This window comes from Sphingomonas sp. Leaf34, from assembly GCF_001421805.1.
Lineage (GTDB): Bacteria > Pseudomonadota > Alphaproteobacteria > Sphingomonadales > Sphingomonadaceae > Sphingomonas.
This window is the reverse complement of sequence record NZ_LMLC01000005.1, coordinates 58,226-73,722: the sequence shown is the minus strand read 5'-3', so window position 1 is coordinate 73,722 and position 15,497 is coordinate 58,226. Positions and strand designations below refer to the sequence as shown.

Genomic DNA, 15,497 nt, shown 5'->3' with positions numbered 1-15,497 from the left:
CTCGCCGCAACAACCTGCCGCTCCGCCGCGCGGACGGCATAATGCTATTGCTCGGGGCAGTGGGATCCGGCCTAACCCACAATGTCTGGTGCGCGGAGGGGCTGCGAGTCAGGACAGAGTTTCGGAGCCGTCCGCTGCAAGGGCGAACGGCCCTGTATTTTTTTGTCGGGGACCAATGGTCGATTTTACCGGTGCAGCGATCGTGACCCGTCTCAAGGGCGTGATCGTGGTGTATAAGGCGTTTACGGGTCGCCGGTTGGCAATGGCCGCGACGGTGATGGGTCTGGCCGCTTTTGGCGCCGCGGCCGAGGCGCAGGTCGCGCCGCACGCCACCGCGGAAAAGGTCGCGTACCGCTCGGTCGAGACCGGCACGGGCGGCCCGATGATCGCCGCCAACACCGTAGAGGCGAGCGCCGATCTGCGCGCCGACGCGCAGTTCCGCACCTTGTTCCAGACCTGGAAGAAGCTCGACGCTACGCAGCAGGGCGTGATCGCGATCCCGTCGGTGCAGCCGGTTCACTCGCTCTCGTTCACCAGTAATTTCGGCATTCGCTCGGATCCGTTCCGCGGCACCGCGGCGATGCATGCCGGCGTCGACATTCCCGGCCCGATCGGCACGCCGATCTATGCGACGGCAGACGGTATCATCGCGCATGCGGGTCGTCAGGGCGGCTACGGCAACATGGTCGAGATCAGCCACGGCAAGGGTATCGCGACGCGCTACGGCCATCTCTCGAAGATCCTTGTCGGTGACAATGTCCGCGTCACCCGTGGCCAGTTGATCGCGCTGATGGGCTCGACCGGCCGCTCGACCGGGTCGCATCTTCACTATGAGGTGCGTATCGACGGGCATGCGGTGAACCCCATCCCATTCCTGACGACCGCCGATTACCTGCTCGCGGCACAGGATCGCTCGGTCAACGCGATCCCGGTCTCGACCGGCGGCCCCGCCGCGCAGGACTAATGGGGGCACGAGCCCTCCCCCAATAACCCCAAGCCCGACCCGTCATTCCAGCGAAAGCTGGGATCTCCCTCCACGGGGACGGACCATCGATAGAAGACAATGGCGGCCCCGCGGTCGCGCCGACGAGCCAGCCCTCCGCCCCACGGGCAAGCCCAAGGTTGCCGCGGATAGCGCAACCTCCTATCTCCAGCCCATGGCAACGCTGGCTCCCGACATCATCCTCACCCCCTCCGCCGCGGCGCGCGTCGCCGCGATCGCCGTCAAGCAGGGGAAGCCGGCGATCCTCCGGCTGTCCGTCGACGGTGGGGGCTGTTCGGGGTTCCAGTACAAGTTCGGTTTTGCCGATTCTGTCGAGGACGACGACGTGATCGCGGAACATGACGGCGTGAAGCTCGTCGTCGACAGCGTCAGCATCGACCTCGTCCGCGGATGTGCGGTGGATTACGTCGAGTCGCTGGCCGGGGCCGCGTTCAAGGTCGAGAACCCGAATGCCGCGTCGGGTTGCGGTTGCGGCTCCAGTTTCTCGGTCTGATCGCCTCATGAAAATCGTCACGTACAACGTCAACGGCATCAAGGCGAGGTTGGCGCGGCTGATCGAGTATCTCGTCGAGGCGCAGCCCGACATCGTCTGCCTCCAGGAGCTGAAATCGAGCGACGATACGTTCCCGATCGCCGATATTGAGGCGGCGGGGTACGGCGCGATCTGGCATGGCCAGAAGGCGTGGAACGGCGTGGCGATCCTCGCCAAGAGCGGAACGCCCAAGGTGCGCCAGCGTGGTCTCGACGGCGAACCCGAAGACGAGCACAGCCGATATATCGAAGCGGAGATTGACGGCCTGATCGTCGCCGCGCTCTATCTCCCCAACGGCAACCCGCAGCCCGGTCCGAAGTTCGACTATAAACTACGCTGGATGGATCGCCTCGCCGACCGTGCCCGCGTGCTGCTCGCGGAGGAAAAACCGGTCATCCTCGCGGGCGATTACAATGTCATCGCCAACGACGACGACACCTACTCGGTGCGCGCGATGCAGAACGACGCGTTGATGCAGCCCGAAAGCCGCGAGCATTACCGTGCGCTCGTCGCGCAGGGTTGGACCGACGCGCTGCGCACGCAATTTCCAAAGGGTGGCGTGTGGACGTTCTGGGATTATCAGGCCGGCGCATGGCAGCGCGACGCAGGCTTCCGGATCGACCATCTGCTGCTCAGCCCGCAGGCTGCCGACCGGATGATCGATGCCGGCGTCGACAAGGCGTATCGCGGCCGTGAAAAGGCGAGCGACCATGCGCCGACCTGGGTCCGGTTGCGATGAGCCGAGCGCTGCTCGGCGTCGCGCTCGCCACACTGGGTTTCGCCGGTGCCGCGGCGGCACAGGAGCGGGACTATTGTCCCGACCGGCCGGGCATAGATACGCCGGCCTGCACGATCGCACCGGGTCGCATCTCGGTCGAGACGTCGCTGGCCGACTGGACGCGCGACGACCAGCCCGGATCGCGTGAGGACAATATCCTGTTCGGCGACACGCTGGTCCGGGTCGGTCTCAGCGACACGATCGAGGCGCGGATCGGCTTTACGCCGTTCGGGCATGACCGGATGCGCGATCCGAGCGGGGTTGAGACGGTCGACGGGATCGGCGACGTATCGCTGGGCATGAAGGCGAACCTGCTCCACCCCGACGGATCCGACCTGTCGGTCTCGGTCCTGCCGTTCGTGACGCTGCCGGTCGGGCGATCTGCGATCGGTGCGGGTGACTGGGGGGCGGGGTTTCTCGTCCCCGTGACGTACGAATTGTCGGATGCCGTATCGCTTGACCTGACGCCGGAGATCGATGCGGCGGTCGACGAGGGCGGCAATGGCCGCCATCTCGCCTATAGCTCGACCGCTGGCCTGTCCGTGAAGGTCGCCAAGGCGTTCACGCTGACCGGCGAGGTGCAGGCGTTGCGTGACGACGACCCCGATCGGCATGCGACGCAGGCGGTGGCGGCGCTGTCGCTGGCATGGATGGCGAACGACGATCTGCAGTTTGACATATTCGGCGCTGCCGGGCTGACCGCCGATACCCCCGATGCCCGGCTCTATGCCGGCATATCGCGCCGCTTCTAGGTGCTGGTCGGCCTGCTCCTGCTGCAAGCGGTAGCAGGGCCGCCGCTCCCGCCCGAATTGCGCAGGCGCAGGCCGCGCGCGACGATGCCGTGCCCGGTCCAGACCGATCCCGATGGCGAAATCGTCGTCTGCGCGCGGCCGACCGACCAGCGGCTCGCGACGCTGGGCGCGCCGGTCCAGCCTTTACGCGGCGATCCGCTGTCGTTCCGCCTGCCAGGCGGGGGCAGGGGGAATGTCCATGCGATCCGCACCGAACTGCCCGGTGCGTCCGGGCAGGGGGTAGCGGTGACGCTCAAGATCCCGTTCGGGAAGGGAAAGCGGGAGTAGCGCGGGCATTCCGCCGCGGGTCTCCGCCACCCTATTCTCCCGCGAAGGCGGGAGCCCAGACCGGGTCTTCGCCTTCGCGGTCAAACATTGTCGCGCGCGTTCTACAGCGTCCGTTCATAGACCTGATAGACCTTGTTCACCCGGCTCTCGATCGTCTCGGCGATCGATCGCATCCCCTGGTTGTCGTCGAGGATCCAGCCGATCTCCGCGCGCTGGGCGCCGTAATGCTCAACCGAGGCGCGGCGGATATATTCGATCATCATGAAGGCGAGCTGGCTCGCCATCCGCGACGCCTGCAAGTCCTTGACCACCCCCATCAGCGGCACGCGCACCGTCCGCACCTTGGGTTTGCGGAGCCACCACAACAGCTTGGCCCAGCCGAACGGGAACAGGCTGCCCTTCAACGGCTTGATCGCCTCGTTCAGGTCGGGGAGCGTGATCATGAACGCGCAGGGCCGGCCGTCGACCTCGGCGATGCGGATCAGGTCGTTGAAGACGATCGGCTTCAGCTTGACGCCGACATCCTTGATTTCGGGCGGGGTGAGGGGCACGAAGCCCCAATTGTCCTTCCACGCATCGTTGAGGATCGACAGGATGATCGCCGCCTCCTCCTCGAACTTCGTCTTGTCGACGTTGCGGATGACGATGCGCGGGTTCTTCTCGCCCGACTTGATGATGCGCTGGACGATCGGCGGGAATTGCTTCGTGACGTCGACCTCATAGGTCATCAACTGCTTGATCGGGCGATACTGTGCCCATTCGATCCAGCCGCGATATTCGCGCTTGGCATGCCCCATCATGATCGTCGGCGGATGATCATAGCCGTCGATCAACAGCCCCGGCTCCTCCCAGATCGACATGCTGATCGGGCCGAGCGCGCGCGTCATGCCCTGATCGCGCAGCCAGCCTTCCGCGCGCGCGAGCAGCGCCTGGAAGATGTCCTGGCGTTCGGCCTCCATCAGTCCCCATTGGCCGACGCCGGGGCCGAAGCCCTGCTCGGCGGGCATCGTCAGCGCGAGCGTATCGATGTGCGCGGAGATGCGACCGACCACGCGGCCATCCTCCTCGGCGAGGAACTGCTGCACCTTGGCATGGCTGAACCAGCCGTTCTTCTCGGGCGTGATCAGCCCGAGCGCCTCCGACTTCAGCGGCGGCACCCAATTGGGATCGTCGGCATACAGGCGGAACGGCAGATCGATGAAGATCTTGCGATCCTTCAGCGTCTCGACCGGTCGAATGATGATGTTAGCCATGTGTCGTTCCCGAATACGCAGTCGCGCGTGTCTAGCCAGCGTGGCCGACAAAGGCGAGAGTCACATGGATCATCGTAAAAACCTGTCAGGGTGATCGTGTTTCCTTGGAGCGGCGGCAGCGACACGGCCTGTAAATGCCACGCTGCGGCCACTATCTTCGGGCAATGGATATGCCCATGGACACCTCGCTCAGCCTCGCTCGCGGCACGGCCGCTCCCGTTCCAGCCACACCCGTAGCCGGTGCCGGGGTGGTGCGTATCGCCGACGACAAGGCGATGCTGCGCGCGGCCGCGGATCTGACCCGCGATCTCGTGAAGCCGCGGCCGTCGGTCTATTGGGGCGACCTGATCGCGTCGGTCGCGCTCGGCTATGGCGCGCTCGTCGTGGCGGCGACGAGCGGTTCGACCGCGGTCGTGGTGGTCGCCGCGATCGTGTCGGTGCTCGGGCTGTACCGTGGCTTGAGCTTTATCCACGAAGTCAGTCACATGAAGCATGCGTCGGTGCCCAACTTCCGGCTGGGCTGGAACATCCTCGTCGGCGTGCCGATGATGACGCCGTCGTTCATGTATGAGGGCGTCCACAACCTGCACCACGCCAAGACCCGCTATGGCACGGTCGAGGATCCCGAATATCTACCGCTCGCGCTGATGAAGCCGTGGACGTTGCCGCTGTTCATCGTCGTGTCTGCGCTGGCACCGATCGCGCTGCTGATCCGGTTTGCGATCCTGTCGCCGCTCTCTCTCCTGTCGCCCAAGCTGCGGACGATGGTCGTCGAGCGCTATTCGGCGCTGGCGATCAATCCGCAATTTCGTCGTCGTGCGCCGGAGGGCGAGGCGAAGGCCTATTGGAACCGTCTCGAAGTCGCTGCGAGCCTGTGGGCGATAACGCTGATCGGTATCACCGCGGCGGGCGTTCTGCCGCTGCGCGCGTTCCTGACGATCCTCGGCGTGGCATCGGCGTTTGCGGTCCTCAACCAGGTCCGCACGCTGGTCGCGCATCTGTGGGAGAATGACGGCGAGACGATGACGGTGACCGCGCAGTATCTTGACACGGTCAACGTGCCACCGCCGGCTTTGCTGCCGGCGCTGTGGGCGCCCGTGGGTCTGCGCTATCACGCGCTGCATCACCTGTTGCCGGGGCTCCCGTATCACGCGCTGGGCGAGGCGCATCGCCGGATCTCGGCGGAGCTGGATGCAATGTCGCCTTATCACAAGGCGAGCTATCCCGGGCTCCCGGGTCTGGTCAGCAAGATCGCGCGCAGCACGATGGTCCGCCGCTGAGACCGGCCTCCCGCGTTGGCCCGCGTTGCGAGGCCAAAAGCTGGATTATTCCTCGGAGCGGATCAACACCGCTTCGCCGATCAACAAGAACAGCAGGAACGGCGCCCACGCGGCGAGGAACGGCGGATAGGCGCCGAGATTGCCCATCGCGAGCGCGAAATTGTCCGCGACGAAGAACGCGAAGCCCAGCGCCATGCCGATCACCGCGCGGACGAACAGCTTGCCCGAGCGCGCGATACCGAAGGCCGCGACCGCGCCGAGGAGCGGCATCAACACCGACGACAACGGCCCCGACAGCTTGTGCCACAGTGACCCCTCGAGCGCCTTGGTGGGTCGGCCTGCGTCGGACAGGTCGGCGATCGCGGCCTTGAGCGCGCCGAACGACAGCCCGTCCGCATCGACGCTCGCCAGCGTGAACTGATCGGGGCGAACATCCTTGCCGATCACCACGGACCTGAGCTTGGTATCCGTGCCGCGCGCGACGTCGAACCGGGTCGCAGGGCCGACCAGCCAGCCGCCGGCAGGGGCGCGCTTGCCATGATCGGCGCGCAGGATCGCGACGAGATTGCCGCCGGTGCGATCGTACAGCGTGATCCCGCCAAGCCGCGTCGCATCGCCGCGGCCGCGGATCTGCGCCACCTCGATCAGGTCGTCACCGTCGCGCACCCACACATTGGCGCGGTCGCCGCGATCGATCGGCAGCTTGCCATAATTCACCTTCTGCCACTGGTTCAGCGTCGCGGTCGCGCGCGCCACCACCCGGTCGTTGAAGACGAAGCTGATCACCGCTACGCCGAGGCTGGCGACCAGCAGCGGCGCGAGCACCTGGTGCGCGGACAGGCCCGAGCCCTTCAGCGCGACGATCTCGCTGTTCTGGTTCATCGTGATCAGCGTCAGGATCGTGCCGAGCAGCACCGAGAAGGGCAGGAAGCGCGAGACGATCTGCGGCACGCGCAGCGATACATATTGCCACACCTGCGCATCGCCATTGCCTGGAAAGGCGAGGATGTCGCCCGACTCGCTCAACAGGTCGAGCGCCTGGAGGACGAGCACGAGCGCCGCCAGCACGGCGAACGTCCGCACCAGGAACATCCGGCCCATGTAGATCGCGACCGTGCGCGACGGGAAGAAGCTGACGGTTTTCATGCGGCCTTGCTCTTGCGGAAGCCCGGAATGCGTTTCGTGATGGCCTTGAACGTCTTCGAGAAGACGCGTTCGAGCGCACCGATCGGCTGGCCGCCCGGGACATAGGCGATCGTGTAGTACATCCACAGGATCAACCCGGCGAAGATCGTGAACGGCACCCACAAGGCAATGATCGGGTCGATCCGGCCAAGTTCGCCGACATCGGCGGCGTACTGGTTCACCTTGTGATAGGTGACGATCATCACGATCGACAGGAACACGCCGAGCGCGGACGACGAGCGCTTGGGCGGTACGCCGAGCGCGAGCGCGAGCAGCGGCAACAGGAACATCGTCGCGACTTCGGCGAGGCGGAAATGGAATTCGGAGCGGCTGCCGTCGCGCTGCTCGAGCGTCGCGCCGCGTTGGCCCTGCTTTGCGAGTTCGGGCAGCGTGTATTCGAGATTGCGCCCGCCGCGGACTCGGAAGCTCTCGAACTTGGGCAGGTTGATCGGCAGATCGTGGCTGGTGAAGGTCAGCACGCGCGGCGTCTTGAACTCGGGCCGGTTGTGGACGAGCGTGCCGTTGGCGAGCCGGAAAATGATGACGTTGGGATCGTCGGTCGCCAGGAACTTGCCCTTCTCCGCGGTCACGCCCAGCCAGTCGCCAGTCTGGCTCTGCGCATGGACGAAGATGCCCGACAGCTCGCGGCCCTTGTCCTTGCTCTCCTCGATCCGCAGCGTCATCTTGCTGCCAAGATTCGTGAACTCGCCGACCTTGATCGACGCGCCGAGCGCCCCCGTGCGCAGCTCGAAGCGCAGCCCCTCATAATAATAGCGCGCGATCGGCTGGACATAGCCGACGATCGCGAGGTTCAGCAGCGCCAGCGCGATCGTGTACATATACGGCACGCGAAGCAGCCGGTTGTAGCTCATGCCGACGCCGCGCAGCACGTCGAGTTCGGACGATGTCGACAGCCGACGGAACGCGAGCAGGATGCCGAGCATCAGCCCGATCGGGATGCCTAGCCCCAGATATTCGGGCAGCAGATTGGCGAGCATCCGCCACACGACGCTGATCGGCCCGCCCTGCGTCGCGACGAAATTGAACAGCCCGAGCATGCGATCGAGCACGAACAGCATGACCGCGATCAGCAGCGTCGAGAACAGCGGCACCGCGATCAGCCGGGCCATGTAGCGGTCGATGGATTTCATGCGCGGATAGGGCTCGGTATGCTGGGTCGCGCGGGTATAGGGGGGCGGGGGCAAAGCGTCATCCCCAATCGCATCGGCTTAGTGAACGATCATTCAGCGGCGATCCGGTCGCGTGCCATCGGGCGATCCGTGGCCAGCGCCGTCATGACCGCGCGCTCCAGCGCCATGAGCGTGAACGGCTTGCGCAAGACCTCGTGCCCACCGAACTGCGCGACGTTCACCTCGCCGGCGAACCCGGTGACGAACAGCACTGCGACATGCGGGTAGAGCGGGGCAAGCGCGGCGATCATCTCGGGGCCGGTCTGGCGTGGCATCAGCACGTCGGAGATGATCAGCCCGATCGACGGATTCTCCGCCAGCAGGGCAGGGGCGGCAAGCGGATCATCGCACGCGATCGGGTGATGTCCGATCTCCTCCAGCGCGCCGGTCGTCGCCGCCAGCACGCGCGGATCGTCCTCGACGACCAGGATATGCAACAGGTCGGGCGTCGTCGGTGCGGCCGGCTCGGCTGTCGCGACCAAGGCGGTCGATAGCGGAACGGCGGGCAGTGCTGCGGCGCGCGGAAAATAGAGCGTGACCGCCGTGCCTTCGCCCGGCGCGGAGACGATGCCTACCTCGCCCTGCAACTGCTGGACGAGCGCAAAAATCTGGCTCAGGCCAAGCCCGGTCCCCTTGCCGACTTCCTTGGTAGTGAAGAACGGCTCGAACACGCGCTCGGCGATGTCGGGGGCCATGCCACAACCGTCGTCATCGACCCTGATCGTCACATAGTCGCCCGCCGCACACCGTCCGACCTGCTCTGCGAGCAATGTCGTCGTGCCGGTAGAGACCGTCAGCGTGCCACGGCCGTTCATCGCATCGCGCGCGTTGACCGCAAGGTTAAGGACCGCATTCTCAAGCTGGACACGGTCGGCGCGGATGCAGCCGCCGACGGCATCGTCGCGGACGATGACCGTGATCGCATCGCCGAGTGTGCGATCGAGCAGGTCGGACATGCCGCAGACCAGCGCGGCAGCGTCGATCGTCTCGGTTTTCAACGACTCCTCGCGGCTGAAGGCGAGCAGGCGGCGGGTCAGCGCTGCCGCCCGGTTCGCGCCCTCGGTCGCGCTGTCGATGTGGCGGCGCGCCGTGACAGGATCGACCGCGACACAGCGGCGCGCAAGTTCGAGCCCTCCGAGCACCACCGCCAGCATGTTGTTGAAGTCGTGCGCGATGCCACCCGTGAGCTGGCCGACGGCCTCCATCTTCTGGATCTGCCGCAGCTTGGCTTCCTGCACGCGCAGTTCGGCGGTGGCGGTGGCGACCGCGGCGGTCAGTTCGTCGGCACGCTCGCGTTCGAGCTCGGCATCGGCCTGCGCGACCGCGCGATCACCGACCGCCCGGATCGTGAGCCAGCCGAGCATCAGCGCGCCCAGCACGATCAGCACGCCGAACACCGCGAGCACCCCCGCGATCCAGCTGGAGCGTTCGACCGAGCCCATTGCCGCCGCCGTCCGGTCGTCGAGCAGCGCACGTTCGCGCGCGATCAGCGTGTCGAGCGTGGTGTTGATCTCGGTGAGCGTCGGCGCTTTGCGCCCCTGGTAATAGCGCGCGAGCGCCTGGCCGTTCTTGCCATAGCTCGTGTTGAGCGCGGTCAGCGACAGCTCGCGGCCGCGTGCGTCGTATGCGGCGCGCAGCCGGTCGATCCGCGGTTGCTGCTCGGCATTGTCGTTGGTGACCTGGTCGAGCCGGTCGATCTGCGTGCCCGCCAGCAGCCATTCGTCGACGTACAGCTGGCCGAGCTGCTTGTCGCCGCTGATGACATAGCGGCCGAGCGACGCCTCGGACCGCGCGATCGTCCCTGACAGCGTGCGGGCGAGGATCATCACGTCATAGCTGTGCGCCTGTAATTCGAGCGCGCGATCGCGCTGTCGGTTGGCGTTGCCCAGCGTGACGATGAGCGCGACGAGAACCGCCGCGCCAAGCAGCCCCATCGCGACGAGCATGACGATCCGCCATGTCGTTCCGTCACCTGACGTCGCGGTTCTGGCCTCGCTTCGCATCACGCGTACATCCTAGCGAGTCGTTGCCACCGCGCAATGATTTCGATTTCGGGGGGAGAGTGACTGGTTCCTCCGGGGTGGAGATGACCCAAAGCCGCCGCCATCCTGACCAAAGCCAGGATGACGCGGTCCCGGTACGAAACTTACCCCCCGCCCGTTAGCTGGGCTTAGTCGATCACGCCGACCGCGCGGCCCGCAGCCTCGAACATCGTGAGGATCGTCGCGACCTGCGCGTCGGTGTGCTCCGCGCACAGCGAGCAGCGCAGCAGGAACGTGCCGGCGGGCGTCGCGGGCGGGCGCGCCATGTTCACGTAGAGACCGCCTTCGAGCAGCGACTGCCAGATCGCGATCGCCTGTTCCTGGTCGGTCAGGATGATCGCGATGATCGCCGAATCGGACGTCTCGGTGCCGAGCTTGAAGCCCATCGCTTTCAGGCCCGCATGCATCGCGCGCGCGTTCTTCCAGAGCTGCGCGCGCTTGTCGTGCGCGGTCATCAGCTTGCGAATCGAGGTGGCGGCGGTGGCGACGACCGAGGGCGGCAGCGAGGCGGTGAAGATGTATGGGCGGCAGGCGAAGCGGACCATCTCGAACTTCGGGTGGTTCGACACGACGAACCCGCCGACCGTGCCGACAGACTTCGAGAAGGTGCCGACGACGAAATCGACTTGGTCGGTCAGCCCCATCTCCTCGTACACGCCGCGGCCATTGGGGCCGAAAAAGCCCATCGAATGCGCCTCGTCGACCAAAACCATGCAGCCATGCTTCTTGGCGACCGCGACCATTTCCTTCAGCGGCGCGATGTCGCCGAGCATCGAATAGACGCCTTCGAGCACCACCAGCTTGCCGGCTTCCTTGGGCAGGCGGCCGAGCCGTTTGTCGAGATCGGTCACGTCGTTGTGGCGGAAGCGGACGATCTCGGCATTGCCCTGCTTGCAGCCGTCGTAGATCGAGGCGTGGCTGTCGGCGTCGAGGATGACGTATTCGCCCTTGCCCGCGAGCGTCGAGATGATCCCGAGATTGGCCATGTAGCCGGTCGAGAACACGATCGCGCCGGTCATGTCGTAGAAGTCGCGCAGCGCCTGTTCGACGTCGATGTGATCGTGGAACGTGCCGTTGAGCATGCGGCTGCCGTTGGTGCCCGACCCGAACTTATCGAGCGCGTCCTTGCCGGCCTGGATGACGTCCGGGTCGAACGTCATGCCCATGTAGTTGTAGGTGCCGAGCAGGATCGTATCCTTGCCGCGGATCACCGCCTGCGTGGGCGACTTCACCTCGTCCATCACGATCGTGAACGGGTTGCGCACGCCGGACCGTACCAGCGCCTCGCGTTCGGCGATGAGGCCGTCGAACTTCGACATCAGGTCGCGTTCGGGGGCGACCTCGGCGATGTCGAGGGGGAGGGCGTGGGCGGTGGTGGCGGCTTCGGTCATGTTCGGTTCCAGATCAGGACGGTATCGCCCCCTGCCGTTCGCCCTGAGCGAAGTCGAAGGGCCTTGGTACCATGTGCTTCGACTTCGCTCAGCACGAACGGGTGGGGGGTATGGGCGTGCTCAGGCGGCCTTAAGCTTCGCGACCGCGTCGACCAGCTGGCCGACGGTTTCGATCTCGGCCTGCATGTTCATCGTGATGATGATGTCGAATTCGTCCTCGATCGCGGCGACGAAATCCATGACGGTAAGGCTGTCCCACTCCAGGTCGCCCTGGAACGTGGTCGCATCGGTGAGCGCGACGCCCTTCTTGTTGAAGGGCTCGATCTGCGCGGTGACGGTGTCGTAGATCTGCTGACGGTCGCTCATGATAATCCCTTCGGTCTCGCACGCATCCCTGACAGGGAATTGCGGCGGCTTTTCGGCGCTATAGCAGCCCCGCGGCGCGATACCATGCGGCGGTTTGCGCCAGCGCTTGGCGGGTCGGGACGCTGGGAGTCCACAGCGCAGGCGGGGGTGGCTTGTGCGAGACCCAGTCGGGGTGGCAGAAATAGCTGACACGGTCGCGCGTCAGCTTTGCCTTGCGGCGCCGGACGAGCCGGTCGGCGGCGGACGCAAGCTTCAACAGGGGGCGGGGTGTCGAGAAGACCTTGACCGGCTTGCCCACCGCCCCGTTCACGGCCGTGCCGATCGCGAGCGCGAAGTCACGGTTGTCCCACCCGTTCGGCACCCCGTCGTCGGGTTCCATGATCGCCGGTGTATCGGCACTCTCGGCGAGCGCGAGCAGCAGCGCGGTCAGGTCCTCGACATACAGCAACGAGACGCGCGTGCCCTTGGGGGGCATAGGCACATAGCCCGATCGCGCAGCCTTGAAGACGTCGAGCAGGTCGTGATCGCGCGGGCCGAAGATCGCGGGCGGGCGGACGATCGTCCAGTCCAGCGCGGATATCTGCACGCGCGTTTCCGCCTCTGCCTTCGACCAGCCGTAATTCGACAGTGCCGGCTCGCGCGCGGCGAGCGAGGAGACGTGGACGAAGCGGCGGATGCCGGCATGCTTCGTCGCCTGGAGGATCCCTTCGGTACCGGCGACATTGCCGTCGGCAAACCCCGCGCGGTCGGCGGCGTTGACCACGCCGGCGACGTGGATCACCGCATCGGCGCCTTCTACCAGCGTAGCGAGGCTCTTTGGACGATCGAGCGCGCCCTCGACCCACGTCACGCCGATGCGCTTGGCCTGCGGCTTGCGGGCGAGCGCGCGGACGGTATGGCCGGTCTCCAGCGCGTGGTCGATCAGGTGGCTGCCGACGAACCCGGTGCCGCCGGTGATTGCGAGGATCATGACCGTGCTCTCGAGGTAGCTGTCCGCCAGATCGAAGCTTGTTCACCCGCGAAGGCCGGTACCCAGACCGGGCACCGGCCTTCGCGGGTGAACATTGCGCGGCTGGTCATACCAGCGCCAGGTGATTGCGGTGTACCAACGCGGATCTTGGAGCGTACCCCAGGATCGCCGCATGATCGTCACTATGGCGACCGAGCAGACGCGCAGTATCTGCCGCGTCATACTCGGCAAGCCCGCGCGCGATCGTACCCGCAGGTCCCTCGATCGTCACCAGATCGCCGCGCGTGAAACCGCCGTCGATCCGGGTCGCGCCGGCCGCGAGCAAACTCCGGCCCTGGCCGAGCGCTGCCGCAGCACCCGCATCGACATGGATCGCCCCCTTCGCGGTCAGCCCACCCGCCAGCCAGGCTTTCCGCGCAGACGCCGTGCGCTCGGCGGTGAACATCGTGTGGCGGGCAGGGGTCGACAGCGGGTGCGCGATCCGACCCGACGCGATCGCCAGCGGGATGCCCGCCCCGGTCGCGATCCGCGCGGCGGCGATCTTCGAGGCCATGCCGCCCGATCCCATCCCCGAGCCCGATCCGTCGTCCGCCATGCCCGCGACCGCGTCGATCCGGGGGACGGTGGCTATATGAGTCGCGGACGGATCGGTGTGCGGGTTGGCGGTATAGAGTCCGTCTACGTCGGAGAGCAGGATCACGCCCTGCGCGCCCGCCGCCTGCGCGACGCGCGCGGCGAGGCGGTCATTGTCGCCGAAGCGGATCTCCTCGGTCGCGACGCTGTCATTCTCGTTGATGACCGGGACGACCCCGAGCGACAGCAGGCGGTTCAGCGTCGCGGCGGCGTTGAGGTAGCGGCGGCGGTCCTCGAGGTCGTCGAGCGTGACGAGCATCTGCGCGGCGTTGAGCCCCCGCGCGGCGAGCAGTTCGGCCCAGACCTGGCTGAGCGCGATCTGGCCGGTGGCCGCGGCGGCCTGCGCGTCCTCAAGGCTGGCGCGGCCGCCCTTCGATAGCCCGAGTCGGCGCGCGCCCAAGGCGATCGCGCCGGAGGACACGATCGCGATCTGTTGGCCCTCAGCGGTGCGCCCGGTGATGTCGGCGACGAGGCCCGTCAGCCAGTCGCGTCGGACGCTGCCGTCGGGATCGACGAGCAGCGCCGAGCCGATCTTCACGATCAGCCGTGCGCAGGACGACGGTGGAAACATCACTGCTCCCTCTCCCCTGCGGGGAGAGGGTCGGGGTGAGGGGCGGCCACGGACGGTACCGCCCGGAACAGCCCCTCACCCAACCCTCTCCCCGACGGGGAGAGGGCTAAGCGCAGGCCTACAGCGGCGACCATGCGACCGGGACTTCGCCCTCTTCGAGGTCCTTCGCCGCGCCCGGCGCCGGGCCGATCGCGCCGATCAGCTTGTCGAGCACCGCCTCGATCCCCGCACCGCTCGCGCCCGAGATCGCCATCACCTCGGCGCCGCTGGCTTCCGCCAGCTCCGCCGACAGCGCCGCGATCAGCTCGGCATCGAGCATGTCGATCTTGTTGAGCGCGACGATGACGTTCTTGTCGGTCAGCCCCTCGCCGTAATTTGCCAGCTCGTCGCGTACGATCCGGTACGATTCGGCAACGTCCGCGTCGTTCGCATCGACCAGATGCAACAACACGCGGCACCGCTCGATATGCCCAAGGAACCGGTCGCCGATGCCGGCACCCTCGGCCGCACCCTGGATCAACCCGGGAATGTCCGCGACGACGAACTCGCGCTGCTTGTGACGCACCACGCCCAGCTGCGGCCGCGTGGTCGTGAAGGCGTATTCGCCGACCTTGGCCTGCGCGTTGGTCACCTGGTTGATGAAGGTCGACTTGCCCGCGTTCGGCAGCCCGACGAGACCCGCATCCGCTAGCAGCTTCAGTCGCAGCCAGACCCACGCCTCGCCATAGGGCCACCCGGTGCCGTGCTGGCGCGGGGTGCGGTTGGTCGAGGTCTTGTAGCTGGCGTTACCGCGCCCGCCGTCGCCGCCGCGGAACAGCACTTCGCGCTGGCCGACTTGCGTGAAGTCGATCAGCACCTCTTCCTTGTCCTCCGACAGCACCTGCGTGCCGAGCGGAACGCGGATCACGAGATCCTCGCCGCCCGCGCCGGTGCGGTTCGAGCCCGATCCGCCCGAGCCGCGCGGCGCGCGGAAATGCTGCGTGTAGCGGAAGTCGATCAGCGTGTTCAGGCCGGCGATGCATTCGAACACGATGTCGCCGCCCTTGCCGCCATTGCCGCCATCGGGGCCGCCATATTCGATATATTTCTCGCGCCGGAAGCTGACGGCACCGGGGCCGCCCTCACCCGAACGGACGTAGATCTTGGCTTGGTCTAGAAAATGCATCGCCGCCACATAGCGAAATTGGCGAAAATCGCCAGTGTCTGCGATTCGGGTTCCCGGGC

The 15,497-nt window shown here is 66.4% G+C and carries 15 protein-coding genes; 6 read left to right on the top strand and 9 right to left on the bottom strand.

From position 1 onward, the window contains the following. Positions 1-175 precede the first annotated feature (175 nt). From ASF00_RS14730 to ASF00_RS14710, 5 genes are all read left to right on the top strand, one after another. Positions 176-964, top strand: coding sequence for a M23 family metallopeptidase (locus ASF00_RS14730; RefSeq protein WP_055880884.1), 789 nt, complete (start codon positions 176-178; stop codon positions 962-964). Positions 965-1,157: 193 nt separating this feature from the next. After that, a complete protein-coding gene (erpA, locus tag ASF00_RS14725; protein ID WP_055880881.1) occupies positions 1,158-1,496 on the top strand; it encodes an iron-sulfur cluster insertion protein ErpA in 339 nt (112 codons plus the stop codon). Between the two features lie 7 nt (positions 1,497-1,503). Next, complete coding sequence (gene xth / locus ASF00_RS14720; RefSeq protein WP_055880879.1) at positions 1,504-2,274, top strand: exodeoxyribonuclease III; 771 nt, start codon at positions 1,504-1,506, stop codon at positions 2,272-2,274. Then, on the top strand, positions 2,271-3,065 hold the full coding sequence (locus ASF00_RS14715; protein WP_055880876.1) for a transporter: 795 nt from the start codon (positions 2,271-2,273) through the stop codon (positions 3,063-3,065). Before xth ends, ASF00_RS14715 begins: the two co-directional genes overlap by 4 nt. Beyond that, a complete protein-coding gene (locus ASF00_RS14710) occupies positions 3,066-3,392 on the top strand; it encodes a hypothetical protein (protein WP_055880873.1) in 327 nt (108 codons plus the stop codon). A gap of 101 nt (positions 3,393-3,493) precedes the next feature. Here the strand turns inward: ASF00_RS14710 and ASF00_RS14705 are convergent, their stop codons facing one another. Beyond that, entirely contained in the window at positions 3,494-4,645 is a 1,152-nt protein-coding gene (locus ASF00_RS14705) for a hypothetical protein (RefSeq protein ID WP_055880870.1), read from the bottom strand. Positions 4,646-4,809: 164 nt separating this feature from the next. On the opposite strand from ASF00_RS14705, the gene ASF00_RS14700 reads away from it, so the two are divergent. Further along, a complete protein-coding gene (locus ASF00_RS14700) occupies positions 4,810-5,925 on the top strand; it encodes a fatty acid desaturase family protein (RefSeq protein WP_235525891.1) in 1,116 nt (371 codons plus the stop codon). A gap of 45 nt (positions 5,926-5,970) precedes the next feature. Here the strand turns inward: ASF00_RS14700 and lptG are convergent, their stop codons facing one another. The 8 genes from lptG to obgE form a co-directional block, all read right to left on the bottom strand. Further along, positions 5,971-7,071 (bottom strand): LPS export ABC transporter permease LptG, encoded by a 1,101-nt coding sequence (gene lptG, locus ASF00_RS14695; RefSeq protein WP_055880868.1) that lies wholly within the window; start codon positions 7,069-7,071, stop codon positions 5,971-5,973. After that, positions 7,068-8,261 carry an LPS export ABC transporter permease LptF gene (lptF, locus tag ASF00_RS14690; RefSeq protein WP_200910274.1) on the bottom strand — a complete coding sequence of 398 codons (1,194 nt, stop codon included), beginning with the start codon at positions 8,259-8,261 and terminating at the stop codon, positions 7,068-7,070. The genes lptG and lptF overlap by 4 nt, the downstream gene beginning before the upstream one ends. 89 nt (positions 8,262-8,350) lie before the next feature. After that, the gene (locus tag ASF00_RS14685; protein WP_055880865.1) at positions 8,351-10,303 is read right to left on the bottom strand and encodes an ATP-binding protein; all 1,953 of its coding nucleotides are present in this window, start codon (positions 10,301-10,303) and stop codon (positions 8,351-8,353) included. Positions 10,304-10,470: 167 nt separating this feature from the next. Beyond that, positions 10,471-11,733: a serine palmitoyltransferase gene (spt, locus tag ASF00_RS14680; RefSeq protein WP_055880862.1), complete on the bottom strand. Its 1,263-nt coding sequence runs from the start codon at positions 11,731-11,733 to the stop codon at positions 10,471-10,473. Between the two features lie 120 nt (positions 11,734-11,853). After that, positions 11,854-12,099, bottom strand: a complete 246-nt coding sequence (locus ASF00_RS14675; RefSeq protein ID WP_055880859.1) for an acyl carrier protein — start codon at positions 12,097-12,099, stop codon at positions 11,854-11,856. 58 nt (positions 12,100-12,157) lie between these two features. Continuing rightward, positions 12,158-13,069, bottom strand: coding sequence for an NAD-dependent epimerase/dehydratase family protein (locus ASF00_RS14670; protein ID WP_055880856.1), 912 nt, complete (start codon positions 13,067-13,069; stop codon positions 12,158-12,160). Between the two features lie 106 nt (positions 13,070-13,175). After that, on the bottom strand, positions 13,176-14,273 hold the full coding sequence (gene proB / locus ASF00_RS14665) for a glutamate 5-kinase (RefSeq protein ID WP_055880852.1): 1,098 nt from the start codon (positions 14,271-14,273) through the stop codon (positions 13,176-13,178). A 118-nt stretch (positions 14,274-14,391) separates the two neighbouring features. Further along, positions 14,392-15,438 (bottom strand): GTPase ObgE, encoded by a 1,047-nt coding sequence (gene obgE, locus ASF00_RS14660; protein WP_055880849.1) that lies wholly within the window; start codon positions 15,436-15,438, stop codon positions 14,392-14,394. Between the last annotated feature and the right edge of the window lie 59 nt (positions 15,439-15,497).